Annotated in this window: 21 protein-coding genes and 1 pseudogene; 14 read left to right on the forward strand and 8 right to left on the reverse strand. The window is 56.0% G+C overall.

Annotation, left to right across the window (positions count from 1 at the left end; genetic code table 11):
* The first annotated feature begins 14 nt into the window (after positions 1-14).
* From galS to mglC, 4 genes are all read left to right on the forward strand, one after another.
* Positions 15-1,037, forward strand: coding sequence for an HTH-type transcriptional regulator GalS (gene galS / locus OQV00_RS07865; RefSeq protein WP_004864771.1), 1,023 nt, complete (start codon positions 15-17; stop codon positions 1,035-1,037).
* Positions 1,038-1,330: 293 nt separating this feature from the next.
* On the forward strand, positions 1,331-2,329 hold the full coding sequence (gene mglB, locus OQV00_RS07870; RefSeq protein WP_004864769.1) for a galactose/glucose ABC transporter substrate-binding protein MglB: 999 nt from the start codon (positions 1,331-1,333) through the stop codon (positions 2,327-2,329).
* A gap of 176 nt (positions 2,330-2,505) precedes the next feature.
* Positions 2,506-4,026 carry a galactose/methyl galactoside ABC transporter ATP-binding protein MglA gene (gene mglA, locus OQV00_RS07875; RefSeq protein ID WP_004864767.1) on the forward strand — a complete coding sequence of 507 codons (1,521 nt, stop codon included), beginning with the start codon at positions 2,506-2,508 and terminating at the stop codon, positions 4,024-4,026.
* A 15-nt stretch (positions 4,027-4,041) separates the two neighbouring features.
* Complete coding sequence (mglC, locus tag OQV00_RS07880) at positions 4,042-5,052, forward strand: galactose/methyl galactoside ABC transporter permease MglC (protein WP_004864765.1); 1,011 nt, start codon at positions 4,042-4,044, stop codon at positions 5,050-5,052.
* Between the two features lie 239 nt (positions 5,053-5,291).
* Here mglC and sanA read toward each other — a convergent pair whose 3' ends face one another.
* The 4 genes from sanA to OQV00_RS07900 form a co-directional block, all read right to left on the reverse strand.
* The gene (gene sanA, locus OQV00_RS07885; RefSeq protein ID WP_004864763.1) at positions 5,292-6,005 is read right to left on the reverse strand and encodes an outer membrane permeability protein SanA; all 714 of its coding nucleotides are present in this window, start codon (positions 6,003-6,005) and stop codon (positions 5,292-5,294) included.
* 126 nt (positions 6,006-6,131) lie between these two features.
* Entirely contained in the window at positions 6,132-7,016 is an 885-nt protein-coding gene (gene cdd / locus OQV00_RS07890) for a cytidine deaminase (protein ID WP_004864761.1), read from the reverse strand.
* Between the two features lie 127 nt (positions 7,017-7,143).
* Positions 7,144-7,839 carry a CidB/LrgB family autolysis modulator gene (locus OQV00_RS07895; RefSeq protein WP_004864760.1) on the reverse strand — a complete coding sequence of 232 codons (696 nt, stop codon included), beginning with the start codon at positions 7,837-7,839 and terminating at the stop codon, positions 7,144-7,146.
* Positions 7,829-8,236 (reverse strand): CidA/LrgA family protein, encoded by a 408-nt coding sequence (locus OQV00_RS07900; protein ID WP_004864758.1) that lies wholly within the window; start codon positions 8,234-8,236, stop codon positions 7,829-7,831. Before OQV00_RS07900 ends, OQV00_RS07895 begins: the two co-directional genes overlap by 11 nt.
* Positions 8,237-8,606: 370 nt before the next feature.
* On the opposite strand from OQV00_RS07900, the gene dusC reads away from it, so the two are divergent.
* The 5 genes and pseudogenes from dusC to OQV00_RS07925 all read left to right on the forward strand — a co-directional run bounded on the left by dusC (position 8,607) and on the right by OQV00_RS07925 (position 15,677).
* A complete protein-coding gene (gene dusC / locus OQV00_RS07905) occupies positions 8,607-9,539 on the forward strand; it encodes a tRNA dihydrouridine(16) synthase DusC (protein ID WP_004864755.1) in 933 nt (310 codons plus the stop codon).
* Between the two features lie 352 nt (positions 9,540-9,891).
* Entirely contained in the window at positions 9,892-11,256 is a 1,365-nt protein-coding gene (locus tag OQV00_RS07910; RefSeq protein WP_088883761.1) for a carbohydrate porin, read from the forward strand.
* A 176-nt stretch (positions 11,257-11,432) separates the two neighbouring features.
* Positions 11,433-12,266 carry a transcriptional antiterminator BglG gene (bglG, locus tag OQV00_RS07915; protein ID WP_004864750.1) on the forward strand — a complete coding sequence of 278 codons (834 nt, stop codon included), beginning with the start codon at positions 11,433-11,435 and terminating at the stop codon, positions 12,264-12,266.
* Positions 12,267-12,297: 31 nt separating this feature from the next.
* Positions 12,298-14,267, forward strand: a pseudogene (gene bglF / locus OQV00_RS07920) (PTS beta-glucoside transporter subunit IIABC).
* Positions 14,268-14,282: 15 nt separating this feature from the next.
* On the forward strand, positions 14,283-15,677 hold the full coding sequence (locus tag OQV00_RS07925) for a glycoside hydrolase family 1 protein (RefSeq protein WP_266280125.1): 1,395 nt from the start codon (positions 14,283-14,285) through the stop codon (positions 15,675-15,677).
* Positions 15,678-15,800: 123 nt separating this feature from the next.
* Here the strand turns inward: OQV00_RS07925 and OQV00_RS07930 are convergent, their stop codons facing one another.
* A complete protein-coding gene (locus tag OQV00_RS07930; RefSeq protein ID WP_032717953.1) occupies positions 15,801-16,535 on the reverse strand; it encodes a class I SAM-dependent methyltransferase in 735 nt (244 codons plus the stop codon).
* A 123-nt stretch (positions 16,536-16,658) separates the two neighbouring features.
* On the opposite strand from OQV00_RS07930, the gene mdtQ reads away from it, so the two are divergent.
* Complete coding sequence (gene mdtQ, locus OQV00_RS07935; protein WP_004864740.1) at positions 16,659-18,104, forward strand: multidrug resistance outer membrane protein MdtQ; 1,446 nt, start codon at positions 16,659-16,661, stop codon at positions 18,102-18,104.
* A gap of 63 nt (positions 18,105-18,167) precedes the next feature.
* Here the strand turns inward: mdtQ and OQV00_RS07940 are convergent, their stop codons facing one another.
* On the reverse strand, positions 18,168-18,737 hold the full coding sequence (locus OQV00_RS07940) for a DedA family protein (protein ID WP_004864738.1): 570 nt from the start codon (positions 18,735-18,737) through the stop codon (positions 18,168-18,170).
* A 405-nt stretch (positions 18,738-19,142) separates the two neighbouring features.
* Here OQV00_RS07940 and OQV00_RS07945 point away from each other — a divergent pair, with 405 nt between their 5' ends.
* Together OQV00_RS07945 and pbpG are read left to right on the forward strand one after the other, a co-directional pair.
* Complete coding sequence (locus tag OQV00_RS07945; protein WP_004864735.1) at positions 19,143-19,730, forward strand: Yip1 family protein; 588 nt, start codon at positions 19,143-19,145, stop codon at positions 19,728-19,730.
* Between the two features lie 200 nt (positions 19,731-19,930).
* Positions 19,931-20,878: a D-alanyl-D-alanine endopeptidase gene (gene pbpG / locus OQV00_RS07950; protein WP_048023187.1), complete on the forward strand. Its 948-nt coding sequence runs from the start codon at positions 19,931-19,933 to the stop codon at positions 20,876-20,878.
* Between the two features lie 39 nt (positions 20,879-20,917).
* On the opposite strand, the gene OQV00_RS07955 is transcribed toward pbpG, so the two are convergent.
* Both OQV00_RS07955 and dld read right to left on the reverse strand, forming a co-directional pair.
* A complete protein-coding gene (locus OQV00_RS07955; protein ID WP_004864731.1) occupies positions 20,918-21,472 on the reverse strand; it encodes a GNAT family N-acetyltransferase in 555 nt (184 codons plus the stop codon).
* Between the two features lie 85 nt (positions 21,473-21,557).
* Entirely contained in the window at positions 21,558-23,303 is a 1,746-nt protein-coding gene (gene dld / locus OQV00_RS07960; protein WP_086816110.1) for a D-lactate dehydrogenase, read from the reverse strand.
* A gap of 194 nt (positions 23,304-23,497) precedes the next feature.
* On the opposite strand from dld, the gene bglX reads away from it, so the two are divergent.
* Both bglX and osmF read left to right on the forward strand, forming a co-directional pair.
* A complete protein-coding gene (gene bglX / locus OQV00_RS07965) occupies positions 23,498-25,795 on the forward strand; it encodes a beta-glucosidase BglX (RefSeq protein WP_015583851.1) in 2,298 nt (765 codons plus the stop codon).
* Between the two features lie 200 nt (positions 25,796-25,995).
* Positions 25,996-26,913, forward strand: coding sequence for a glycine betaine ABC transporter substrate-binding protein OsmF (gene osmF / locus OQV00_RS07970; protein WP_004864724.1), 918 nt, complete (start codon positions 25,996-25,998; stop codon positions 26,911-26,913).
* Positions 26,914-26,917: the final 4 nt, after the last annotated feature.

Genomic DNA, 26,917 nt, shown 5'->3' on the forward strand with positions numbered 1-26,917 from the left:
TAAGGGCGGTAAGCATGATCACCATTCGTGATGTCGCCCGTCAGGCGGGCGTTTCCGTGGCGACCGTCTCGCGCGTGCTGAACAACAGCGCGCTGGTGAGCCCGGATACGCGGGAAAATGTAATGAAAGCGGTAACGCAGCTGGGCTACCGGCCGAACGCCAACGCCCAGGCGCTGGCGACGCAGGTCAGCGACACCATTGGCGTGGTGGTGATGGATGTGTCGGATGCCTTTTTCGGCGCGCTGGTCAAAGCGGTGGATACGGTCGCTCAGCAGCACCAGAAATATGTGTTGATCGGCAATAGCTACCATGAGGCGGAAAAAGAGCGTCATGCCATCGAGGTGCTGATTCGCCAGCGCTGTTCCGCGCTGATCGTCCATTCCAAAGCCCTCAGCGATGAAGAGCTTGGCGACTTTATGGAGCATATTCCGGGGATGGTGCTGATTAACCGCATTGTGCCCGGCTACGCGCACCGCTGCGTGGGGCTGGATAACGTCAGCGGGGCGCTGATGGCCACGCGGATGCTGCTGAACCACGGCCATCAGCGCATAGGCTACCTCTCCTCAAACCACGGCATTGAAGATGACGATATGCGCCGGGAAGGGTGGTGTAAGGCGTTACAGGAACAAAATATTATTGCACCAGACAGCTGGATCGGCTCGGGCACGCCGGATATGCAGGGTGGAGAAGCGGCTATGGTTGAGCTGCTGGGGCGCAATTTAGGCCTCACCGCGGTCTTTGCCTACAATGACAGCATGGCGGCCGGGGCGCTGACGACGCTCAAAGATAACGGCATTGCGGTACCGCAGCATTTGTCGCTGATCGGCTTTGACGACATCCCTATTTCTCGTTACACCGACCCACAGCTGACGACCGTGCGCTATCCTGTTATGTCAATGGCAAAGCTGGCAACGGAGCTGGCTCTGCTGGGGGCGGCAGGCAAACTGGATCATGAAGCGCGTCATTGCTTTATGCCAACGCTGGTACGCCGTCATTCGGTGATGCCGCGACAAATTGCGGGGCCGATCACTAACTGATGATGTGCCTTATGTAACCGCTTTCAATCTGTGAGTAAATTCACAGTATATTAACATTCAACTGATTATGATGGCCTCGTTTACCAGTCTGAACCACTATGTCACGGTGATTAATCACTTTTACCGTAGCAATAAGGCGCTAAACGCTTAATTAAGTCCTATTTCTGGAGCGTTACCCTACACGGAAGACAGAATTTACAGTCGTGAATGTTGTTGTGCGGTAACACTAATGTAACAAGTCCCCGCCGGCTATTTTCACACCAACGACCCTGCATAATAAAACCGGAGATTCCATGAATAAGAAGGTGTTAACCCTGTCTGCTGTTATGGCTAGCATGTTATTTGGTGCCGCGGCACACGCAGCGGATACCCGCATCGGCGTAACCATTTATAAATATGACGACAACTTTATGTCGGTCGTGCGCAAGGCGATTGAGAAAGACGGCAAATCAGCGCCAGACGTTCAGCTGCTGATGAATGACTCGCAGAATGACCAGTCCAAACAGAACGATCAGATTGACGTCCTGCTGGCAAAAGGGGTGAAGGCGCTGGCGATTAACCTGGTGGACCCGGCAGCGGCTGGCACCGTTATCGAAAAAGCGCGCGGCCAGAACGTACCGGTGGTGTTCTTTAACAAAGAGCCGTCTCGCAAAGCGCTGGATAGCTATGACAAAGCCTTCTACGTCGGGACTGACTCCAAAGAGTCCGGGATTATTCAGGGCGACCTGATTGCCAAGCACTGGAAAGCCAATCCGAACTGGGATCTGAACAAAGATGGTCAGATTCAGTATGTCCTGCTGAAAGGCGAGCCGGGCCACCCGGATGCTGAAGCGCGTACCACTTACGTGGTTAAAGAGCTGAATGACAAAGGTCTGAAGACTCAGCAGCTGCAGATGGACACCGCGATGTGGGATACCGCTCAGGCGAAAGATAAGATGGATGCCTGGCTGTCAGGTCCGAACGCGAACAAAATCGAAGTGGTTATCGCCAACAACGATGCGATGGCAATGGGCGCGGTTGAAGCGCTGAAGGCTCACAATAAGAGCAGCATTCCGGTATTCGGCGTCGATGCCCTGCCTGAAGCACTGGCGCTGGTAAAATCTGGCGCGATGGCCGGTACCGTGCTGAACGATGCTAACAACCAGGCGAAAGCGACCTTCGATCTGGCGAAAAACCTGGCCGATGGTAAAGAAGCGGCAGCGGGTACTAACTGGAAGATTGAGAATAAGATCGTCCGCGTACCTTATGTTGGCGTAGATAAAGACAATCTGAGCCAGTTTATCGGTAAATAATTATTGAGTTACGGGCGTGAGCGCTCCCGGAACAGCTCCGCTTGCCGAACAGCGAATGCTGCGGCAAGCGGAAATACCCGGATATTCACGCCCGATTATTCCTGATACAGAACCCGACCCTGATAGCGACGCGTCTGCGTCGGTTGGGGTGTGCATGAACGCAGCCAGGTATAACTATGGTCAGCAATAATAGCGAACGGTCAGGCGAATTCTTGTTGGAAATGAGCAATATCAACAAATCGTTTCCTGGCGTCAAGGCACTCGATAATGTCAATCTGAAAGTCCGTCCTCATTCTATTCATGCATTAATGGGAGAGAACGGTGCGGGTAAGTCGACATTATTAAAATGCCTTTTTGGAATCTATCAAAAAGATTCCGGTAGTATTCTTTTTCAGGGAAAAGAGATCGATTTCCATTCCGCGAAAGAAGCGTTGGAAAACGGTATTTCAATGGTTCACCAGGAGTTAAACCTGGTATTGCAACGTTCGGTGATGGACAACATGTGGCTGGGGCGTTATCCCACCAAAGGCGTGTTTGTCGATCAGGAAAAAATGTATCGCGATACCAAGGGAATATTTGATGAACTGGATATTGATATCGATCCGCGCGCTCGCGTCGGCACGTTATCAGTATCGCAGATGCAGATGATTGAAATCGCCAAGGCATTTTCTTATGACGCCAAAATTGTCATTATGGATGAGCCTACGTCATCATTGACGGAGAAAGAAGTTAATCACCTGTTTAAGATTATCCGTAAGCTGAAAGAACGCGGCTGCGGTATTGTCTATATTTCTCACAAGATGGAAGAGATCTTCCAGCTATGCGATGAAATCACGATTCTGCGTGATGGTCAGTGGATTGCCACCCAGCCGCTGGAAGGCCTGGATATGGATAAGATCATCGCCATGATGGTCGGGCGCTCGTTAACCCAGCGCTTCCCGGAGAAGCACAACACGCCCGGTGAAACCATTCTGGAAGTGCGCAACCTGACCTCGCTGCGTCAGCCGTCGATTCGCGATGTCTCCTTCGATCTGCGAAAAGGGGAGATCCTCGGTATCGCCGGGCTGGTGGGAGCGAAGCGTACCGATATTGTCGAAACCCTTTTCGGCATCCGCGAAAAATCAGGCGGCACGATTACGCTGCACGGCAAGAAGATCAATAACCATAGCGCGAATGAAGCCATTAACCACGGTTTTGCGTTAGTCACCGAAGAACGCCGTTCCACCGGTATTTATGCTTATCTGGATATCGGCTTTAACTCGCTGATCTCCAATATTAAGAAATATAAAAACAAGGTGGGTCTGCTGGACAATTCCCGCATGAAAAGCGATACCCAGTGGGTGATTGACTCGATGCGCGTGAAAACCCCCGGACAGCATACGCAAATTGGTTCGTTGTCCGGTGGTAACCAGCAAAAGGTTATTATTGGTCGCTGGCTTTTAACCCAGCCGGAAATTCTGATGCTTGATGAACCCACGCGCGGGATTGATGTTGGCGCGAAGTTCGAAATTTATCAGCTGATTGCTGAGCTGGCGAAGAAAAATAAAGGGATCATCATTATTTCCTCCGAGATGCCGGAGCTGCTGGGTATTACCGACCGTATTCTGGTTATGAGCAACGGTCTTGTTGCCGGAATTGTTGAGACAAAAACTACTACGCAGAACGAAATTTTACGTCTTGCGTCGTTGCATCTTTAAGAGCAGGGGCTTCTCATGAGTGCGTTAAATAAAAAAAGTTTTCTCACGTACCTGAAAGACGGTGGGATTTACGTTGTGCTGTTGGTTTTGCTGGCGATTATTATTTTCCAGGACCCCACGTTCTTAAGTTTGCTGAACTTGAGTAACATCCTGACTCAGTCTTCGGTGCGTATTATTATCGCGCTCGGCGTTGCCGGGCTGATTGTGACCCAGGGTACCGACCTCTCTGCCGGTCGTCAGGTCGGGCTGGCGGCGGTTATCGCCGCAACCATGCTCCAGGCGGTCGATAATGCCAACAAGGTGTTCCCGGAGATGGCGACTATGCCGATTCCGCTGGTGATCCTGCTGGTCTGCGCAATCGGTGCGGTTATCGGGTTGATTAACGGGATCATTATCGCTTACCTGAACGTGACGCCGTTTATCACCACCCTCGGTACGATGATCATCGTCTATGGCATCAACTCCCTGTACTACGATTTTGTCGGCGCATCGCCTATTTCCGGCTTTGACAGCCACTTCTCACACTTTGCCCAAGGGTTTATCGCGCTGGGGTCGTTCCGCCTGTCGTACATTACGTTCTACGCGGCGATTGCGGTCTTCTTCGTGTGGATCCTGTGGAATAAAACCCGTTTTGGTAAAAACATTTTTGCCATCGGCGGTAACCCGGAAGCGGCCAAAGTTTCCGGTGTTAACGTGGCGCTGAACCTGCTGATGATTTATGCCCTGTCCGGTGTGTTCTATGCTTTTGGCGGTCTGCTGGAGGCCGGGCGTATCGGTTCGGCGACCAACAACCTCGGCTTTATGTATGAGCTGGATGCGATCGCGGCCTGCGTCGTCGGCGGCGTGTCGTTCAGCGGCGGTGTGGGGACGGTGCTTGGTGTGGTGACCGGGGTGATCATCTTCACCGTTATCAACTACGGCCTGACCTATATCGGCGTAAACCCCTACTGGCAGTACATCATCAAAGGGGCGATCATTATCTTCGCCGTGGCGCTGGATTCGTTGAAATACGCGCGCAAAAAATAACCGTCCGTTGTTATCCCGCCCGTGCATTTGCGCGGGCTTTTTTTCGTCTGTTTACCACGGCCAGGGTGAAAGCGGGAGGGGGTGTCGCGGTCTCTGCCTGGTTACTGGCGGGCCGCTGTAGAGCGCACTTAGCGCAACGCTTCGCCCGAACACCCGTTTACCTGAACCAGACCACGATAAATAGCTGACCGCGCAAGGCGGAGTGGGCCGGCGGAAAGCATACCGCCATCAACGGCCCGTCATTTACTCTTTTGCAGTTCCAGCAGCTGTTCTGGCGTTACGGCAGGATAGGACTGCGCTCCCTCCGGCACTTCCTGCAAAGTTGGTATCGGTATCAGCGGCCCTAAAAAGCGGGGTTCGCGTTTGAACACGTACAAATCCGCCAGCGCGCCAAACCGGGCGCCAAACTCACGTAAACGCACGTTCCACATATCCTTCGGCGAAGGTACGGCGTAACACTGCGCCTGAATCCCCATATGCAGGGCGATAAACAGCGCCCGTTCGCAGTGGAAGCGTTGGGTAATGATAATAAAGTCGTTGGTATCGAAAACCTTGCGGGTGCGCACGATAGAGTCGAGGGTGCGGAACCCGGCGTAATCGAGCACGATATCGGCAGGGTCGACGCCGCCTTTGATTAAATCGCGGCGCATGGTCATCGGTTCGTTGTAGCTTTGCAGCGCATTATCGCCGCTCAGCAGCAGGTAGTTCACCTTGCCGCTATTGTAAGCGTTCAGCGCACCCTGAATACGATAGCGATAATACTGATTAATCACTCCGGTGCGATAGTACTTGGCGGTACCGAGCACCACCCCAACCTGGCGGTAGGGCAGATCCTGGAGTTCATCATAGATATAGGGAGCGGTTTTCCAGCTCATCCAACGGTCAAGACCCAGCACGGTCAACAGCAGCAGGCCGAACAGGACTAACAGGCTGTATAACACACGCTTTAACATTCACCTGACTCATGTGGACAATGGAGCTATCAGGCTACTTTACCCGCCGGGCAAGAGCAAGAAACCATCGTTTAATTGCGGGGATTTTCAACAATGCGGGCCAACAGGGCCCGCATGACGGGTCACTTAGCCGAGCAGGACGCGATCAATATTGTGGCAACCCAACGCTTTCAGCGTTGCTACGGTTGCATCCCACTGAATCAGCGCCGCATCGGCTTTCTCAGCCAGAATGGCGCGCTGAATATCCGGATAGTCATATCCGTTGAGGCTCAGCAGGTTGAGCGCTCCCTGCAGCGGCGGCAGCGTTGGGTTAAATGCCGCGTTTTCCGCATAGCTACCGGCGAAAATGGTGCCGTCTTTCAACTCCAGCGCCACGCCGGAAGGCGACTGGCTGTACGGCATATGGCAGCGGTTGGCTGCCTGAATGGCCGCCTGCGCCAGAGTGTCGCCGGTTAGCGGGAAACCATGATCCTGTTCATCCATCAGCAGCGTTTTAATCTCGAGATCTTTCGGACCGAAGGCATCCGGCAGATAGTGCTGTAGAGAATGCGCTTCGCGACCCGGCAGATGAATACGCAGAACCTGGCTGCTGTTCAGCTCATTCATAAACTGACGACAGTGGCCGCAGGGGGTGTAGTTGACGGTAATAGCATTGAGCGAGCGTTCGCCGCGCAGCCACGCGTGGCTAATGGCGCTTTGCTCGGCGTGCACGGTTTGCTGCATCGTGGCGCCGAGGAATTCCATGTTGCCGCCAAAATACCAGGTACCGCTAATACCGCGGGCGATGGCGCCAACGTTAAAATGGGACAGGTCGGCGCGCGCACAGGCCGCCGCGAGCGGCAGCAGCGCAAAGGCCAGCGCGTCTTCATCGAGGCCTGTTGCATTCCGCAGCGTGGCGACCTGACCGGCATCCAGCAAAGCCGGGAAGTGTGGGTCGATCAGCATCGGTGCGATGGCCGTTTGCAGGTCTGCCGCCAGGTGGGGAAGAGCAGCGTGAAAACGTGGGTGCATGGCGTTGCCTCATAACAATGTAATGGGAATCTAGTGTACGGGCGGGGGTAGCCCGTATATGTGATTAATATCTCATTGTTTATGCAACATGTTTATGTTGCACTGATAAATGTGACGTAAGTCACAATTATCCGACGATAGCCAGAATCAGCGGGAACAAAAAGGGGGCCACCAGCGAGGTGATAATCCCGCACAGCACCAGCGCCAGGGAGCTGAAAGCCCCTTCCTGATAATCCAGCTCCGCGCAGCGGGCGGTCCCGAGGGCATGCGATGCGGTCCCCATCGACAGGCCGCGCGAGGCTTTGGTGCGAATGCGCATCAGGTTAAGCAGGCTGTGGCCGAAAACCGCGCCGAGAATCCCCACGAAAATGACGCACACCGCGCTGATGGCCGGAATACCGCCAATGCTCCCGCTGACCGCCATCGCAATCGGCGTGGTGACCGACTTCGGCATAATCGACGCGGCGATTTGCGGTGTCGCGCCGAGCAGCAGCGCGACGGTAGTGCCGGTTACCATCGCCACGACGCTACCGATAAAGCAGATCGTAATGATCGATTTCCAGCGGGCGCGGATCTGATGCAGCTGCTCATACAACGGGAAGGCCAGCGCCACAACCGCAGGCTGAAGTAAATCGTTGAGAATTTTACTGCCCTGAAAATAGCGATCGTAGGAGATACCGCTGAGCAACAAAAAGGGGATGATCACCACCATCGCCACCAGCAGAGGATTCAGCAGCGGAAATTTAAACCGCGCGGCCAGCTTGCGGGCGAGGAAAAAGACGATCAGCGTCAGCGGCAAGGACCACCAGATTTCATGCATCATCTTTGACGTCCTCCGTTTGACCGACCACTTTACGTTCGCCGTGAACCAGATGTGAGCTCCAGCTCACCACCAGGAAGACCACTAATGTACTGATCGTGCAGGAGATTGCCACCGGGCCGAGCTGCGCACGCAGCAGATCCCAATATTGCATGACGCCAACGCCAATAGGCACGAACAGCAGCGCCATATAGCGAATCAATATGTTACAGCCGGGGTTGACCCACTTCGGCGGCATAATCTGTAGCGCCAGAAGAACGAACAAAATCAGCATGCCGATGATGCTGCCTGGAATGGTAATGGGCAGCAGGGAAGCAATAAAAATCCCGGCGTATAAACAAGCATAGATCAGGACAAAAGCCCGCAGGTACTGCCAGATAATATTCAGCGATTTACTCATGGTAATAACCCTTGATGAACCGTATTCATCATACAATTAAACCTTGAAATGTGCTACCGATCACATCATGAATTCCAGGCATAGATTTAATAGAGTAATGGAACCTTCGGGCATGCGGAATGCATGTTGATGAATCCTGCGATAAATAATAGTGAAAGCGCCGCGGGGAGAGCGGGGCGCTGCGCTTTTATCCCGCCGCCCCGGCGCAACTCTGCTGTTCGCGGCGTGACAAATTACGCGTGACGCGAAGGGCGGTATCCCTGCCTTATCGCACCTCTCGACCAGCCAGGCGCAGCCGAACCACATTGAGATCTTTCAACCGACGCACAGAGGCGCTACCATAGCGCCTCTTTTTTTTCCGGGTAATAATATGCGTGTATTACTGGCGCCGATGGAAGGCGTGCTCGATTCGCTGGTGCGCGAGCTGCTGACCGAGGTTAACGATTACGATCTGTGCATCACCGAGTTTCTGCGGGTGGTGGATCAGCTGCTGCCGGTAAAATCGTTCTATAAACTGTGCCCGGAACTCCATCATCAAAGCCGCACCCCTTCCGGTACCCGCGTTCGGGTGCAGCTGCTGGGGCAATATCCGCAGTGGCTGGCGGAAAATGCCGCGCGGGCGGTGGAGCTGGGCTCCTGGGGCGTTGACTTGAACTGCGGCTGTCCGTCAAAGCTGGTGAACGGCAGCGGCGGCGGGGCGACGCTGCTTAAAGACCCGGAGCTTATCTATCGCGGCGCAAAAGCAATGCGCGAAGCGGTACCGGACCATCTGCCGGTGACGGTCAAAATTCGCCTGGGCTGGGACAGCGGAGCGCGGCAGTTCGAAATTGCCGATGCGGTAGAGCAGGCCGGCGCGACGGAGCTCGTGGTTCACGGCCGCACGAAAGAAGACGCTTATAAAGCGGAGCGGATCAACTGGGCGGCGATTGGCGAAATCCGCCAGCGGCTGTCAATTCCGGTTGTCGCTAACGGCGAAATCTGGGACTGGCAAAGCGCACAGGCGTGTCTGGCGGTCACCGGTTGCGACTCGGTAATGATTGGTCGCGGCGCGCTAAACGTGCCAAATTTAAGTCGGGTCATCAAATATAACGAACCGCGCATGCCGTGGCCGCAGGTCGTGGAGCTACTGAAAAAATATACGCGTCTGGAAAAACAGGGCGATACCGGGCTGTATCATGTTGCGCGAATTAAACAGTGGCTCAGTTATTTACGCAAAGAATATGATGAGGCGCTGGTCGTGTTTAATGAAATACGCACGCTGAAAACCTCGGCGGACATTGCGCTAGCCATTGCCCGTTATTAGGGAAGATTGTTAAATCGCTCACACTTTATTACTCGGGAACCATCTGCTGATGGGCATTTCTGTCGCTGAGTGATATTGTGTAACTTATATATTCAGGGTTGCTACTGATACAGGCAAAACCTAAGCACTTCCGCCATTTGTGGCTGGAGTGCTTAGGTTTTTTTTTGCCTTTTATTTTTGAGGAATTAAATGTTCATTTAAAGCAATGACTTATGATCTGCCCAGGTGTATCAACAACGCCGTTGAATGGCTGACGGGCAGGTATTGAAAAAATAAATATAAAGACGAAAAACGGGCGGGTTTATTGCCTGGGGCCAGCTATTACCCTTATTCAGTCACAACGGATATCATTATGCACAACAAAAAAATAAATCCCCTCCTGTTGATAGTGACATTTTCGCTGTTAACGCCCGGCGCTTTTGCCGCGGAAACGGAAAAATGGAACGGTACGGTATTAGGTTTTGAGAACCCGCAAAAAGGGTTGCTCGGGGAGATGTCAGGGATTCGTCCAATCCTTGAAAATAACGGATTTCATTATAATCTCGGCTACCTCAATGAAATGGGTTACAACGCGGGCGGCGGATATAACCATGATAAACAGCTGGCTTATATCGATCAGGTCGCTCTGACCTTTACGCAGGACCTGGAGCGCTGGACCGGGATCCCGGATGCACGTATCGAAGGTAATATCGTTAACCGTAACCACGATGACAACCTGACCACCCAGCGGCTGCAGGATCCGCGGGTTAATTTTAACGATCTGGCGCAGGAGAGCTGGGGAGGCCAGTCTATTACCCGTCTTGGCTGGCTGACCTTTGCCCGTAGCTTCGATGACCGTCGTCTGACGTGGCGTATCGGGATGATGAATAAGGTGCAGACCTTCGATCAGATTATCCCCTGCGATTTCCAGCTGCTTTCACAGTGCGGCGGCAAGTCCGCTAACTCGATGACCTGGAACAACTGGAACGTCCATACCTGGGGAACGACCGTCGAATATAAGCTGACCCCGACGCTGACGCTGAAGGGCGGTGTCATGGAGCAAAACCCGGAAGCCTCTTCCCGTAGCCACGCGTGGAGCTGGTCGACAAAAGGCAGCAAAGGCATTCTGCTGCCGGTAGAGATTGAAGCGCGGCCGGTCATCAATGGCCTTTCCGGCGCGTATAACCTCGGTGTGCTCTACACCAACGCGCCGCAGAGCGATCTGTATAGCGGAAAATCCGGCGGCCCCGGAGCCACTGACCCACAAGGATATGCGCAACACGATAGCACCTGGTTTCTGTATGCCGGGATGAACCAGCAGATAACCCGCCATGCCGACGACCCCGATCGCGGGATGAGCGTCTCGCTGAGCGGCAGCTATAGCGATCAGCGCAGCAACTACATCCATACCGCCGTAGCCGCATCAATGCGCTATCGTGGCCTGTTTGACGCCCGTCCGCAAGACTGGCTGGGCTTTGGCCTGACCTGGATGGATATGAGCAACCATTACGCGCGCAATCAGCAGTATATGAATGAGCTCAGCGGGGCCACGGACTACTACGCGGCGAACTATCAGCCGGTGGCCGGGCATTCGGTGAATGCTGAACTGTACTACCGCCTGCGTCCGGTTTCGTGGCTTGAGCTGCAGCCAGGACTGCAGTACTGGCATCGTCCGGGCGGCGTCGCTCAGACTCAGGATGCCTGGGTCATCGAGTGGAAAACCGTGGTGACTTTCTGACGGTCTATACCGCGTCGAGTGATTAGTCGCGATCCGTATCACGTTTTTCGGCTTCGCAGGTTGAGCCGACGGAAGAAATTGCTACAGTGCGGGTGTTGGATTGCTACTGCTTCGGCAGGCAAAACCTGATTTCCCGGCTTTGTCGGGGGTCAGGTTTTTTTGTTTCTGGGGTTCATATGCAAATCGCCAAAGTTCTTAATAATAATGTGGTGGTTGTTTTAGATGAGCAGCGACGCGAACAGGTGGTGATGGGGCGAGGGCTAGCCTTTCAGAAACGCGTCGGTGACTCACTGGACGAAAGTAAAATTGAAAAGATCTTCGCGCTGCAGAGCGATGAACTGGTTGGCCGTTTAGGTGAATTACTCAGTCAGATACCGTTAGAAGTGATGACCACCTGCGATCGGATTATTGAACTGGCGCGCGGGCGGTTGGGTAAGTTGCAGGAGAGCCTGTATATCACCCTGACCGATCACTGCCATTTTGCCATTGAACGGCAAAAGAATGGGGTGACGATCCGCAACGTACTGCTGTGGGAAATTAAGCGGCTTTATCCGAAAGAGTTTGAGCTCGGGCAGGAGGCGCGGGCGATTATCGCCAGGCGGCTCGGCGTTGAGCTCGCCGAAGATGAGGCCGGATTTATTGCGCTGCACCTGGTCACCGCGCAGCTCAACAGCGAAATGCCGGAAGTGATGCATGTCACCCGGGTGATGCAGGAGATCCTGCAGCTGGTGAAGTATCAACTGCAGTTGAACTATGACGAAGAGTCGCTGAGCTACCAGCGCTTTGTCACTCATCTGAAGTTTTTTGCCCAGCGGATGCTGACGCGCACGGTGGTGGCAGATGATGACGTCACTTTGCACAGCGCGGTGAAAGATAACTACGCCAAAGCGTGGAAATGTGCCGAAACCGTCGCGATTCATCTACAGAAAAGCTATCAGCGGTCGCTGACGACGGAAGAAATTATGTTTCTCGCCATTCATATCGAGCGGGTGAGAAAAGAAGGGCGTTAATTCCCTTTACTGAAAACTGGATTGTTACTGCATAACGCAGGCAAAACCTGAGCGCGACGCCATCCGGCGTGGTTCTCGGGTTTTTTTTATTTTTACACTCAGTCACGGTTGCCTGCGGGCAGCGGAAGTAAGGAAAACAGCATGGAATATAAAGCACTCGCGCAGGATATTCTTAGCCGGGTTGGTGGCAAAGAGAATATCGTGAGTCTGGTTCACTGCGCCACACGGCTGCGCTTTAAGCTCAAAGAGAACAAGAAGGCGGACGCGGAAGGACTGAAGACCAACCCTGGCGTCATCATGGTGGTGGAAAGCGGTGGTCAGTTCCAGGTGGTGATTGGTAACCACGTCCACGATGTCTGGCAGGCGGTACGCACTGAAGCGGGTCTGACGGACGACAGCGAACCGGTGACCGGTTCCGCGGAAAAAACCTCGGTGCTTGGCCAGGTGATTGATGTGGTCTCTGGTATCTTTACGCCGTTTATCGGCGTGCTGGCGGCCTCGGGGATCCTGAAAGGGCTACTGGCGCTGGCGGTGGTTTGCGGCTGGCTGACTCCGCAGCAGGGGACCTATAAAATCTGGTTTGCCGCCAGCGACGCGCTGTTCTTTTTCTTCCCGCTGTTTCTGGGCTATACCGCCGGGAAAAAATTCGGCGGTAATCCGTTTATTACCATGGTGATCGGCGGGGCGTTGACCCATCCGATGATGATTCAGGCCTTTGACGCGGCCCAGCTTCCCGGTAGCGAGGCGGCGCACTTTCTCGGCATCCCGGTAACCTTTATCAACTACAGCTCCTCGGTGATCCCGATTATCCTCGCATCGTGGGTGAGCTGCTGGCTGGAGCGCAAAAGCAACGCGCTGCTACCTTCAGCAATGAAAAACTTCTTTACGCCGCTGTTTTGCATCGCCGTAGTGGTTCCGCTGACCTTCCTCGCGATCGGCCCGGTGGCCACCTGGCTCAGTCAGCTGTTGGCCCACGGTTACCAGATTATCTACACCGTCGCGCCGTGGCTGGCGGGCGCGGCGATGGGCGCGCTATGGCAGGTATGCGTTATTTTTGGCCTGCACTGGGGGCTGATCCCCTTGATGATTAATAACCTGACGGTGCTGGGACAGGACTCGATGCTGCCGATGCTACTGCCGGCGGTGATGGGCCAGGTTGGGGCGGCGCTGGGGATCTTCCTGCGCACCCGCGATGCGCGGCAAAAAGTGCTGGCCGGATCTGCGGTATCCGCCGGGATCTTTGGTATCACCGAGCCGGCGATTTATGGTCTGACTCTGCCGCTGCGTCGTCCGTTTATCTTCGGCTGTGTGGCCGGCGCCATCGGTGGGGCCATCGTTGGGCTGAGCGACAGCCACGTCTACTCCTTTGGCTTTGCCAATATTTTCACTCTGGCGCAGATGATTCCGCCGCAAGGAATCGACAACACCGTATGGGGCGGGGTGATTGGCATCGTGGCTGCACTGGTTATCTCTTGCGCGCTGACCTTTATCGCCGGACTGCCGGCAAGTCGGGCGGAAGCATCGGACCTTCCGCTTGCTCCGGTATCGGAAAACGATATTCTTGCCCCGATGACTGGTACCGTACTGGCGCTGGATCAGGTCCCCGATAGCACCTTCGCCAGCGGTCTGTTGGGAAAAGGCGTGGCGATCATTCCCAGCGTCGGCAGAGTGATTGCGCCGTTCTCCGGAGAAGTGGCGTCACTCTTTCAGACCAAACATGCGATTGGTCTGCTCAGCGATAGCGGCATTGAACTGTTAATCCATGTTGGTATTGACACCGTGAAACTCGATGGCGTGCCGTTCACCGCCCATGTTAAAGAAGGCGATAAGTTCAAAGCCGGTGATGTGCTGCTTGAATTTGACCGCCAGGCCATTCTGGACGCCGGTTATGACCTGGCGACCCCGATTATTATCAGCAACAGCGACGATTATCGTTCCGTAGACATCGAATCCACCCGCGTGGTTGATGCCGGCCAGCCGCTGTTGTCCGTCAGCCATTAATCAGAGGAGAGAAAGATGAAGAGATTCCCGCAGACCTTTTTATGGGGCGGCGCAACCGCGGCAAATCAGGTGGAAGGCGCGTATCTGGAAGATGGCAAAGGATTATCAACCTCAGATGTACAGCCGCATGGCGTCTTTGGCGACGTCGTTGAACGGGTGCCGGGCGACAGCGGCATCAAAGATATCGCGATCGATTTTTACCATCGCTACCCGCAAGATATCCGCCTGTTTGCGGAGATGGGCTTCAACTGCCTGCGGGTGTCGATTGCCTGGACGCGGATTTTTCCGGACGGCGACAATGCCGAACCAAATGAGGCCGGGCTGGCCTTTTACGACCGCCTGTTTGCTGAAATGGCTCAGCACAATATCACGCCGCTGGTGACGCTATCGCACTATGAAATGCCGTGGGCGCTGGTGAAAAACTACGGCGGCTGGGGCAGCCGCGAGGTGATTGGCTTCTTCGAACGCTACGCCAGAACGGTGTTTGCCCGCTATAAAGATAAGGTCAAGCTGTGGCTGACCTTTAACGAAATCAATATGTCTTTGCATGCCCCGATGACCGGCGTCGGCCTGCCGGAAGGGAGCAGTAAAGAGGCGGTCTATCAGGCTATTCACCATCAGCTGGTGGCGAGCGCCCTGGCGGTAAAAGCCTGTCATGAGATCGTGCCCGAGGGCAAAATCGGCAATATGTTGCTGGGCGGTTTAATGTACCCGCTAAGCTGTAAACCGGAAGATATCTTTGAAACCCTGCAACAGAATCGCAGCTGGCAGTTCTTCGGTGACGTGCAGTGTCGGGGCGAGTATCCGGGCTACATGCTGCGCTACTTCCGCGACCAGGGAATGACGATTACCATCACCAATGCCGACCGCGCGGCGCTGAAAGAGACCGTCGATTTTATCTCCTTCAGCTATTACATGACCGGCTGCGTCACCGCCGACGAGGAGCTGAACAAAAAGGCGCGTGGTAATATTCTCAGCATGGTGCCGAACCCGCATCTGGCGAGTTCCGAGTGGGGCTGGCAGATCGATCCGCTGGGTCTGCGGACGCTGCTTAACGTGCTGTGGGATCGCTATCAGAAGCCGCTGTTTATCGTTGAGAACGGGCTGGGGGCGAAAGATAAAGTTGAAGCTGACGGCAGCATTAACGATGACTACCGTATCAGCTACCTGAACGACCATCTGGTGCAGGCGCGAGAAGCCATTGAAGACGGCGTGGAGCTGCTGGGCTTTACCAGCTGGGGCCCCATCGACCTTGTCAGCGCGTCGAAAGCGGAGATGTCCAAACGTTACGGCTTTATCTACGTCGATCGCGATGACAGCGGCAACGGGACCCTGGCGCGCAGCAAGAAGAAAAGCTTCTACTGGTACAAAGAGGTGATTGCCAGCCGTGGCGGCAGCTTGAAAGAGTAATCGCCTGATGGCTTTGGTGGTCAGGGAAGGTATTAACCGCCCCCGACAGAGAGGCGATCACCGTCGCTAAAATCGCGTCGTCACCCCGTTCAAGGCCCGGAGATTCTCCGGGCCTTTTACTTATCATGCCGGTTTGCGGGCGCGCAGCAGAAAGATCATCGGCCGCTCTTTTTCCTCATCCAGCCCCGGCTGGGCGGCGATTTGCTCCGCCGTTGGCCCCCATTCATCGAGATGCTCAATGACAAAACCGGCGGCAACCAGCAGGTTTATCCAGCTGGCCAGCTTGCGGTGCTGTTTTTTCACCCCGTCGGCAAACCAGTTGCTGATTCGCTCTCCCTCTTGCTGATAGTGACTCACCGGCCAGATTTTCTGTCCGGCGTCATCGTTCTGCCAGCCCTGGCGGAGGGGGGCGGTGTAGACAGGGTGTTCTGCGGAAAAGAGCAGCGTGCCGCCGGGGGTCAGCGCCTGGTAAATCACGGCGAACAGCGGGGCGACATCGGGGAGATAGTGCAGGGCCAGCGAACTGTAGACCAGCTCGCATGAGTCGGCCGGCAGGGTCAGCGTCTGCAAATCTTCACAGCGGTAGTCAATATCGTCTCCCTGGCCCATTTCACGCGCGCGGTCGAGCATCCGGCTGGAAAGATCCACGCCGGTCACCTGGGCGGCGCCTTGTTCACGCGCCCAGCGGCAGAACCAGCCGTAGCCGCAGCCGAGATCGACGACGCGCAGGCCGCGTAAAGCCGGCAGCATACGTTGAATAGCCGGCCATTCCGGCGCGCCGTCGAGCCCTTTAACCGACCGGTCGAGAGTGGCATATCCTGCAAAAAAATCAGGATCATCGTAGATGTTCTGGCTCATTATCACTCCATGAATTATTTGTTTATTTTTAATTATCCAGGTGTTTAGTCACACACTTTACTAAACGGCTTAATTTTATTTAACTTAGTATAACCAACCTTGTTTAGTTACCTGACCTGTCTAATGAATCTTACTCTGAGAAAAAGCGTATTGGCTGGGTTCCCCCTGGTCATCGCTCTGGCTGGCTGCGCGCCGTCCCATGATATTGGCGAGCCGCCGCCGCAGCAGATACCTGCCTCCCATGTGTCAATGGATCTGCCCGCGGCGGTTAAAAATGGCTGGCCGCAAAGCAACTGGTGGCAGGATTACCACGACCCGCAGCTGAATAATTTGATCCAGCGCGCTCTGGCGAATGCCCCGGATATGCAGATTGCCGAACAGCGTATCAAGCTGGCGGAAGCTCAGGCTCGTATGTCGCAAGCCAGTCTTGGGCCGGAGATGGATTTCTCTGCCAATGTTGAACGGCAGAAAATGTCGGCGGAGGGGCTGATGGGGCCGTTTGCCACGGATACCGACGGCAATACCGGGCCCTGGTACACCAATGGCACCTTTGGTCTGACGGCGGGCTGGGATCTGGATCTGTGGGGGAAAAACCGGGCGCTGGTGAAAGCCCGCATCGGTGAACTTAAAGCACAAGTGGCGGAAGAGGCGCAAACCCGCGAACTGCTGGCCAGCAGCGTGGCGCGACTCTACTGGCAGTGGCAGACCGAAGCCGCGGTGAAAACCGTGCTCCAGCAGGTTAAAAGCGAACAGAATAATATTGTCAGCGTTGACCAGGCGCTGTATCAGCGCGGGATCACCAACTCGGCCGAAGGGGCTGAAAACGATATCAATGTCAGCAAAACCGACCAGCAGCTGGCGGACGTTGCGGGCAGCATGAAAGAGATCGAAGCGCGCCTGATGGCGCTGACCAACAGCCAGAGTCAGGCGCTGAATCTGCATCCGGCTAATCTTCCGCAGGTGAGCGCGCAGATGCCGACGGAGTTGGGGTATGAGCTGCTGGCGCGCCGCCCGGATCTGCAGGTGGCCCACTGGTATATTGAGGCCTCGCTGAGCGAGGTGGATGCGGCGAAAGCGGCGTTCTATCCGGACATCAACCTGATGGCCTTCCTGCAGCAGGATGCGCTGCACCTGAGCGATCTGTTCCGCCATTCCGCCCAGCAGATGGGGCTGTCCGCTGGGTTGACGCTGCCTGTCTTTGATAGCGGCAGACTGAATGCCAACCTCGATATTGCCAGCGCGCAGAATAATCTGTCGGTGGCAAAATATAACAAAGCGGTTGTGGACGCGGTGAACCAGGTGGCGAAGACCGCCAGCCAGGTTGAGACCCTGATGGAGAAGAATCAGCAGCAGCAGCAGGTTGAAAAAGATGCGCAGCGGACGGTGAATCTGGCGGAGGCTCGCATGAGCGCCGGGATTCTTCCGGGGTCACGTGTCAGTATGGCCAGGCTGCCTGCGCTTCAGGAGCGCATTGCCGCGCTGCGTCTGCGCGGCCAGTGGCTGGATGCCAGCATTCAGCTGACCTCGGCGCTGGGCGGCGGCTACCACCAGACCACGAAGTCAGGTTAACGCCTGGCAAGGCACCCTCTGCGCGGCCGGGCTTTCCGGTCGTCAGGCGGTGCCGGCTCGGCGCTACTCTTTCTTTTTCGCCTCGCGGCGTCGGAACCACCAGTGCGCGGCTACCACCAGCGCGACCACCAGAATCAGCCAGATCCAGTGCTTCAGATGCGCATCAAGATGATGCAGCCACGGTCCAATGGCTTCCCCGCCCAGATAGCCCAGCGTGGTGAATAACAGCGCCCACACCAGCGCGCCGAGAATATTCAGCGGCAGGAACACTTTTGGCGGCAGGCGGCTGGCGCCGATCAATAACGGCCCGATGACCCGGAAACCGTACATAAAACGGGTCCCAATCACAAACAGATAGGGGCGGCGCTGAATCATGCGCTGCGCTTTGCGTATCCGCGCCTGATGGCGGGAAAATCGCTTCAGCAGCTTGCCGCCAAAGCGTCGGCCCAGCAGATACAGCAGCTGATCGCCGATCATTCCCCCGAGGGCAACGGAGAGAACGACCAGGGGAAATTTTAATAACCCCTGATGCGCGACCACGCCGCCCAGCAGAGTGATGGTTTCACCTTCCGCCATGCTGCCAATGACCAGCGCAGCGTAGCCATACTGGGAAATCAGGTTATTGATATCCATACAAAAATAAACTCCCTTACCCCTTATGCTTCCGCGCATGTCTGGCGACCAGCGGGGCCGGTTGTGCAGCGCGAAGCATCAACGGGATCAATCATCAATGGGTTAATCATACACCCTGGGGCTTAAAACGAGGTTAAGCGTCTATCTCATCAGGACGCTTTTGCTGGTCATTTTGCCGCAGGGCAGGGATCTCAACGATTTATGGCGGCCTGCCAGGGGGAACCCGCCTGCACGTGCTACGCCTACGCGGCGCTTTCTCCGCGCTGTCGGTGTTCAAACCGCCTGCGCCAAAAACGCCTGCCAGGACAGGCTCTGAGCGCATTTTTAGTGCTGTACATAAACGAATCGCGCAGGGTGAATTATACTTGGATCAGTGCTGTACGAGGCCGTGACAAGGGGGACGCTATGAACCATGTCTGGGGACTATTCTCTCATCCGAATCAAGAGATGAGCGTTATCAAGAGCGAAAACGAGACGATTTCGCACCACTATACGCACCATGTGCTGGTCATGGCAGCGGTTCCGGTTATCTGCGCCTTTATCGGCACCACGCAGCTTGGCTGGAACTTTGGCGATGGCACCGTGGTAAAACTTTCGCTGATGACCGGTCTGGCGCTGGCGGTGGTGTTCTACGCCGTGATGCTGGGCGGGGTCGCGGTGATGGGGAGGATTATCTGGTGGATGGCCAGAAACTATCCGCAGCGGCCATCGCTTAAGCGCTGCATGGTGTTTGCCGGGTATGTCGCTACGCCGCTGTTTCTCAGCGGGCTGGTCGCGCTTTATCCGCTGGTCTGGCTGTGCGCACTGGTGGGGACGATCGCGCTGTTTTACACCGGCTACCTGCTGTATCTGGGCATCCCGACCTTCCTGAGTATTAATAAAGAAGAGGGACTCAGCTTTGCCAGTTCCACCCTGGCCATCGGGGTGCTGGTGCTTGAAGTCCTGCTGGCGATAACCGTTATTCTCTGGGGATACGGCTACCGACTGTTTTAATTCTGTTGCTGAACCGTTTGATGAGTGAATCTATTGCTGGCATAAATGGATTTTTATGCCAGCAATGCAGCATTTGCTCACGATTCTTATTAGTCAGGTCGCGTTCTGCCGGGGTATGATAGGGTCTGCCAGCGTTGCCTGTTGCCCGGCGACGCAGCGTACGTTAATAACGTGCAAGAATACTTTTCAGAATGCTCACGATGCCGAAATTTCGAGTTTCTTTGCTCAGCCTGACCTTGCTTCTGGCTGTGCCTTTTGCGCCCCAGGCGATAGCAAAAACCCCCGTGGCCGCCACGGCCCTGCAGCCGGAAATTGCTTCCGGCAGTGCGATGATCGTTGATCTTGCCAGCAAAAAGATTATTTACCAGAGCCAGCCGGATCTGGTTCGCCCCATCGCGTCGATTACCAAAGTGATGACGGCGATGGTGGTTCTGGATGCGCATCTGCCGTTAGACGAGATGCTCACCGTAGATATCAGCCACACGCCGGAGATGAAAGGCATCTATTCACGCGTGCGGCTGAACAGCCAAATCAGCCGCCGCAATATGCTGCTGCTGGCGCTGATGTCCTCCGAAAACCGCGCTGCCGCGAGTCTGGCCCACCATTATCCTGGCGGCTATGACGCCTTTATTCGCGCCATGAACGTCAAGGCCCAGGCGCTGGGCATGACCCATACTCGCTACGTTGAGCCGACGGGCCTGTCGATTCACAACGTATCGACCGCGCGCGACCTGACGAAGCTGCTGATGGCCACCGAGCAGTATCCGCTGATCGGCCAGCTGAGCACCACCAAAGAAGATACCGCCACCTTCGCCCATCCGGCCTATACGCTGCCGTTCCGTAATACCAACCACCTGGTCTATCGGGATAACTGGAATATCCAGCTGACCAAAACCGGCTTTACTAATGCCGCGGGCCACTGCCTGGTCATGAGAACGGTGATTAATCAGCGCCCGGTGGCGCTGGTGGTGATGGATGCGTTCGGGAAATATACCCACTTTGCCGACGCCAGTCGTCTGCGTACCTGGGTTGAAACCGGGAAGGTGATGCCGGTTCCGGCCTCCGCGCTGAGCTATAAAAAACAGCGTGAGGCGCAGATGGCGGATGCGATGCTGAAAGGCGGCGCGCAGACCGCGCAAAACGATTAATGCCTCTCCCCCGACTCGCGCACGCGGGCGGGGGATTTTTTATTCCGGTATGGTTAAGTCGCCCTCGCCGAGCTGGCGCTGCATAATTAACGTATCCCGCCAGTCGCCCATCTTGTACCCGACGCTACGCAGTTGACCCGCCACGGTAAAACCAAATTTTTTGTGAATGGCGAGCGAGCCGGCATTGTTATGCCCGTCGCCGATAATCGCCAGCATCTGCCGCCACGGGCCTTGTTCGCACTTTGCAATCAGCTGCGTGAGCAGGGCGCTGCCGATGCCGCGCCCGCCCATGCCGGACTCGACATAAATCGACTCTTCAAGCGTGTAGCGATAGGCGGGGCGGGGACGGTAAAACGTCGCGTAGCAGTAGCCGACGATGGTGCCGCGCCACAGCGCCACCAGCCAGGGCAGCCCGTTGTCACGCACGGTTTTGATGCGCTTGCGCATTTCATCGACGGTCGGGGGAATATCTTCAAAGGAGGCGCGTCCGTTCAGCACGTGCCAGACGTACAGCGCCGCGATGGCGTGCGCGTCATCGGGCAGGGCTTCGCGGATCTCTAATTCAGCGCCGTGTAACATATCCGCTTCGGACATGATGGGACTCCTTAACCAGGTTTGCCGGAGAGGCGTTTCTCCGGCGTGCAGCGTAATACAGAATCCCGTAACTCGTCACCCCTGATTAGTGCTCTTCAGCGCCGTGACTCCCGTCCGCCTGGCGCTCACCCCAGTACTTCTGCTTACTGGTTTTTCCGAGCCCCGGGTTCATGCTGTTGGTCGGGTCATTCTGGCGGTAGAACTGTTTTAAGCTCTCCGGCGCTTCATAGAGATGGCCGACGTTATGCTCGGCGGGGTATTGCGCCCCGCGCGCCTTCAGCAGCTCCAGCATCTTCTCTTTCAGTTCGTGGGCATCGACGCCTTTTTTGACGATGTAGTCCTGGTGGAAGACGTGGCACATAAAGTGACCGTAATAGAGCTTATGTACCAGCTGACTGTCGATCTCCGGCGGCAGATGCTCAAACCACTCGGTATCGTTACGGCGCAGAGCGATATCCAGCGCCAGAATGTCTTCCACTTCGTCGGCATGTACCGCCTGGTAACGGATGGCGGCTCCTGCGGCGGCGAAGCGGTGAAGAAACGCTTTGCTGCCTTCTTCCGGCGTGCAGGCAAAGAAATCGCCCTCGGCCTCGCGGAAGTATGCCGTCAGCCAGGTCTGGGCTTCGTCGATGCCATCGCCCGCCATTTTCAGCAGCAGGTGATGTTCATATTTATCGCGCCAGCTTTTCATCCGCTCCGGGAGATGCGCCGGGAAGACATGTCCGAGCTTCTGCATGAAGCGGTCGGTAAAGTGGGGCTTAAACAGCGACACTTTCTCCAGCATGGCGTCGGTGCGGCCTTTCATCGTGAAGAAGAACGGCATTTTGTCGGTGCCGAGCTTATCGATCATCAGGAAGGTGTCTTTCCCGTAGCGCTCGGCGATATCGTAGATATCGCGATGCATGTACTCACCCGCCACCGGCAGGTGCTGAAACTCGGCGAGAATATGGCGACGGATCTCCGTCAGCACCGCCGGGTTATTGCTACCGATGTAAAAGACCTGCTGGCGTTTTTCCGCCGGAAAGGTATCGAGGCGCGCGGCGAATACCGCCAGCTTGCCGGCGCAGCCGGAGGATTCAAACAGGCGATCCGGGTCGGCATTGTAGCGCGCCGGGGTATCGGCATTGACGTCGCGCACGCGGGTGACGTAATCGTGGTCATGGGCGTGGCGGCCATCGTGCTGAATATCATCTTCTTTGATACGGTCGTCGTCGAGGCGGCTGAGGATCTGTTCCGGCGTGGCGCCGAGGTCAATCCCGAGGTGGTTCACCAGCCGCAGCTTGCCGTTTTCGTCAATCTGCGCAAATAACGACATCTCGGTATAGGCCGGGCCGCGTTGTACCAGCGAACCGCCGGAGTTGTTGCAGATCCCACCGATCACCGAGGCGCCGATGCAGGAAGAACCGATCACCGAATGCGGCTCGCGACCCAGCGGCTTCAGCACTTTTTCCAGCGAGTAGAGCGTGGTGCCCGGGAACGCCAGCACCTGTTCGCCTTTATCCAGCAGGTGCAGCTTATCGAGGCGCAGGGTGCTGATGATGACGATCTCGCGGTCGTAGTCGTTGCCGCTTGGGGTTGAACCTTCGGTCAGCCCGGTGTTCGCCGCCTGCATCAAAATGATTTTATCGGCGTCGACACAGGCGCTCAGCACGCGCCACAGTTCCAGCAGGGTTCCCGGGAAGACCACCGCCAGCGCGTCGCCCTGGCCGGAGCGGAAACCTTTACGGTAGCGCTGGGTTTTTGCCGGATCGGTTAACAGATGGGAGGAGCCAACCAGTCTTGCCAGTTCCGCCAGAAAACCAGAATTATTCGATGTTGTTGCCGATGACATGATCCACTCCTTGTGGTGGTACCGAAAATATCGGAATTAAGCATAGCGCTTTGTATGACAATTTTGTGCACCAATGTGTCGAAAAATCAGAGAAGAACCTTAGCATTGTGCAGGCGTCTTGTTTATATATATGGCAAACTGCGGTTTTTATTATGTTTTGCCGTAACCCCGGCCTGAGAGAAAGAGAGATAAAAATGAAATGGCTCTGCACTATAGGCGTCGCCGTCAGTCTGGCGCTGCAACCCGCGCTGGCGGATGAACTGTTCGGCAATCACCCTCTGACGCCGCAGGCCCGCGATGCGTTCGTGAGTGAACTGCTCAAGAAGATGACCGTCGATGAAAAAATTGGCCAGCTAAGGCTGATCAGCGTCGGGCCGGATAACCCGAAAGAGGCGATCCGCGAGATGATCAAAGATGGCCAGGTCGGGGCCATTTTCAATACCGTGACCCGCCCGGATATCCGCGCGATGCAGGACCAGGTCATGCAGCTCAGCCGGTTGAAAATCCCGCTGTTTTTCGCCTATGACGTGATTCACGGTCAGCGCACCGTGTTCCCGATAAGCCTTGGTCTGGCCTCTTCCTTTAACCTGGACGCGGTAAAGACGGTGGGGCGTATTTCGGCGTATGAAGCCGCCGACGACGGTCTCAACATGACCTGGGCGCCGATGGTCGACGTCTCCCGCGATCCGCGCTGGGGCCGCGCTTCGGAAGGTTTCGGCGAAGATACCTATCTGACCACCGAAATGGGACGGGCGATGGTTGAGTCGATGCAGGGCAAAAGCCCGGCGGATCGCTACTCGGTGATGACCAGCGTGAAGCACTTCGCCGCCTATGGCGCGGTGGAGGGGGGCAAAGAGTACAACACCGTCGATATGAGCCCGCAGCGCCTGTTCAACGACTATATGCCGCCGTATAAAGCGGGGCTGGATGCCGGGAGCGGCGCGGTGATGGTGGCGCTCAACTCGCTGAACGGCACGCCGGCGACCTCCGATGCCTGGCTGCTGAAAGAGGTGCTGCGCGATGACTGGGGCTTTAAAGGCATCACCGTCTCCGATCACGGCGCGATCAAAGAGCTGATCAAGCACGGCGTTGCTGCCGATCCGGAAGATGCCGTGCGGGTAGCGCTGAAGTCGGGCATCAACATGAGTATGAGCGACGAGTACTACAGCAAATACCTGCCGGGGCTGGTTAAATCCGGCAAGGTGACGATGGCGGAGCTGGATGACGCCACCCGCCACGTGCTCAACGTTAAATATGATATGGGGCTGTTTAACGATCCGTACAGCCATCTCGGTCCGCAGGGATCCGATCCGCAGGATACCAACGCCGAAAGCCGCCTGCATCGCCAGGAGGCGCGCGAAGTCGCCCGGCAAAGCCTGGTGCTGCTGAAGAACCGTCTGGAGACGCTGCCGCTGAAAAAATCGGGAACCGTTGCGGTTATCGGGCCGCTGGCTGACAGCAAACGTGACATGATGGGCAGCTGGTCGGCGGCAGGGGTGGCGGATCAGTCGGTGACGGTGCTGACCGGCATCAAAGAGGCGCTGGGCGACAAAGGCAAGGTTATCTATGCCCGCGGCGCTAACGTCACCAACGATAAAGGTATTGTCGATTTCCTCAACCTGTATGAGAAAGCGGTGCAGGTCGATCCGCGCTCGCCGCAGGCGATGATCGATGAAGCGGTGGCGGCGGCGAAACAGTCCGACGTGGTGGTGGCCGTGGTGGGCGAGGCGCAGGGTATGGCCCATGAAGCCTCCAGCCGTACCGACATCACCTTGCCACAGAGCCAGCGCGATTTGATTAGCGCCCTGAAAGCCACCGGTAAGCCGCTGGTACTGGTGCTGATGAACGGTCGTCCGCTGGCGCTGGTGAAAGAAGATCAGCAGGCTGACGCTATCCTCGAAACCTGGTTCGCCGGGACCGAGGGGGGCCATGCCATTGCCGATGTGCTGTTCGGCGATGCCAACCCGTCCGGTAAACTGCCGATGTCGTTCCCGCGCTCGGTGGGGCAGATTCCGGTGTACTACAGCCATCTTAATACCGGCCGTCCGTACAATGCCGATAAACCGAACAAATACACCTCCCGCTACTTTGATGAAGCGAATGGCCCGCTGTACCCGTTCGGCTACGGCCTGAGCTACACCACCTTTAGCGTTTCCGACGTCAAAATGTCGGCGCCGACCCTGCAGCGCGACGGTAGCGTCACCGCCAGCGTACAGGTGACCAACACCGGCAAGCGCGAAGGCGCAACGGTGATTCAGCTCTATCTGCAGGATGTGACCGCCTCGATGAGCCGTCCGGTGAAAATGCTGCGCGGCTTTAAGCGCGTGACCCTCAAGCCGGGAGAGACGCAAACCGTCGCCTTCCCGATTGAAATTGACGCCCTGAAGTTCTGGAATCAGAAAATGAAATACGATGCCGAGCCGGGAAAATTCAACGTCTTTATTGGCGTCGACTCCGCCCGCGTGAAGCAGAGTGAATTCGAGCTGCTGTAAGCGAGGAAACGGCGGGTTTCGCCGGCCGGGCCAGGCGCCAGCCGCCTCCCGGCAGAAACGCGGGCGCCCTGTTTAAAACAGCGTTGTCATCCTTCTCAAAGGCCGAATATTCGGCCTTTTCTTTTTCCGGATGCACTAAATGAACTACGCTTTTCTCTTAAGCTCCTGTTAATGGAGCGCAAATTAAGAGGGACGCGGGGATGATAAAGGCACGTATCTGGTCAGGCGCGCTGGCGCTGGTCGCGCTGGTCAGCCTGCCGCTTCAGGCGGCGGAGCCGGTCAAAGTTGGCTCAAAAATCGACACCGAAGGGGCGCTGCTGGGCAATATTATTTTGCAGGTTCTGGAAAGTCATGGCGTGAAAACCGTGAATAAGATCCAGCTGGGAACCACCCCGGTGGTACGCGGGGCGATTACGGCGGGGGAATTAGACATTTATCCGGAATACACCGGCAACGGCGCCTTCTTCTTTAAAGACGAAAACGACCCGGCGTGGAAGAACGCGCAGCAGGGTTATGAGAAGGTCAAAACCCTCGACGCGCAGAAGAATAAGCTTATCTGGCTGACGCCTGCGCCGGCCAATAACACCTGGACCATTGCCGTGCGTCAGGATCTGGCGGAAAAAAATCATCTGACCTCGCTGGCCGATCTCAGCGCCTGGCTGCAAAAAGGGGGCGACTTTAAGCTCGCCGCCTCCGCCGAATTTATCGAACGTCCGGATGCGCTCCCGGCCTTTGAAAAAGCCTATGGCTTCAAGCTCAAGCAAAGTCAGCTGCTGTCGTTGGCGGGGGGCGATACGGCGGTGACCATCAAAGCGGCGGCCCAGCAGACTTCCGGGGTGAATGCGGCAATGGCCTACGGAACCGACGGGCCGGTGGCGGCGCTGGGGCTGCAAACGCTCAGCGATCCGCAGGGCGTACAGCCGATTTATGCCCCGACGCCCGTGGTGCGCGAAGCGGTGCTGAAAGCCTATCCGCAGATCGCGCAATGGCTCCAGCCGGTCTTTGCCAGCCTTGACGAGAAAACGCTGCAACAGCTCAATGCCAGTATTGCCGTGGAAGGGCTGGACGCGAAAAAAGTTGCCGCAGATTATCTGCAGCAAAAAGGGCTGCTGAAGTAGATTA

Origin of the sequence: Klebsiella sp. DY2415 (genome assembly GCF_026314315.1) — a bacterium.
GTDB classification, from domain to species: Bacteria; Pseudomonadota; Gammaproteobacteria; order Enterobacterales; family Enterobacteriaceae; genus Klebsiella; species Klebsiella ornithinolytica.

Coding starts and splice junctions, on each gene's coding strand:
- dld (WP_086816110.1), bottom strand. CDS start 23,303: ATGTCATCGGCAACAACATCGAATAATTCTGGTTTTCTGGCGGAACTG.
- mdtQ (WP_004864740.1), top strand. CDS start 16,659: ATGAATCTTACTCTGAGAAAAAGCGTATTGGCTGGGTTCCCCCTGGTC.
- mglA (WP_004864767.1), top strand. CDS start 2,506: ATGGTCAGCAATAATAGCGAACGGTCAGGCGAATTCTTGTTGGAAATG.
- OQV00_RS07910 (WP_088883761.1), top strand. CDS start 9,892: ATGCACAACAAAAAAATAAATCCCCTCCTGTTGATAGTGACATTTTCG.
- dusC (WP_004864755.1), top strand. CDS start 8,607: ATGCGTGTATTACTGGCGCCGATGGAAGGCGTGCTCGATTCGCTGGTG.
- OQV00_RS07895 (WP_004864760.1), bottom strand. CDS start 7,839: ATGATGCATGAAATCTGGTGGTCCTTGCCGCTGACGCTGATCGTCTTT.
- mglC (WP_004864765.1), top strand. CDS start 4,042: ATGAGTGCGTTAAATAAAAAAAGTTTTCTCACGTACCTGAAAGACGGT.
- galS (WP_004864771.1), top strand. CDS start 15: ATGATCACCATTCGTGATGTCGCCCGTCAGGCGGGCGTTTCCGTGGCG.
- OQV00_RS07925 (WP_266280125.1), top strand. CDS start 14,283: ATGAAGAGATTCCCGCAGACCTTTTTATGGGGCGGCGCAACCGCGGCA.
- pbpG (WP_048023187.1), top strand. CDS start 19,931: ATGCCGAAATTTCGAGTTTCTTTGCTCAGCCTGACCTTGCTTCTGGCT.
- bglX (WP_015583851.1), top strand. CDS start 23,498: ATGAAATGGCTCTGCACTATAGGCGTCGCCGTCAGTCTGGCGCTGCAA.
- sanA (WP_004864763.1), bottom strand. CDS start 6,005: ATGTTAAAGCGTGTGTTATACAGCCTGTTAGTCCTGTTCGGCCTGCTG.
- mglB (WP_004864769.1), top strand. CDS start 1,331: ATGAATAAGAAGGTGTTAACCCTGTCTGCTGTTATGGCTAGCATGTTA.
- OQV00_RS07945 (WP_004864735.1), top strand. CDS start 19,143: ATGAACCATGTCTGGGGACTATTCTCTCATCCGAATCAAGAGATGAGC.
- bglG (WP_004864750.1), top strand. CDS start 11,433: ATGCAAATCGCCAAAGTTCTTAATAATAATGTGGTGGTTGTTTTAGAT.
- OQV00_RS07930 (WP_032717953.1), bottom strand. CDS start 16,535: ATGAGCCAGAACATCTACGATGATCCTGATTTTTTTGCAGGATATGCC.
- OQV00_RS07940 (WP_004864738.1), bottom strand. CDS start 18,737: ATGGATATCAATAACCTGATTTCCCAGTATGGCTACGCTGCGCTGGTC.
- OQV00_RS07900 (WP_004864758.1), bottom strand. CDS start 8,236: ATGAGTAAATCGCTGAATATTATCTGGCAGTACCTGCGGGCTTTTGTC.
- cdd (WP_004864761.1), bottom strand. CDS start 7,016: ATGCACCCACGTTTTCACGCTGCTCTTCCCCACCTGGCGGCAGACCTG.
- osmF (WP_004864724.1), top strand. CDS start 25,996: ATGATAAAGGCACGTATCTGGTCAGGCGCGCTGGCGCTGGTCGCGCTG.
- OQV00_RS07955 (WP_004864731.1), bottom strand. CDS start 21,472: ATGTCCGAAGCGGATATGTTACACGGCGCTGAATTAGAGATCCGCGAA.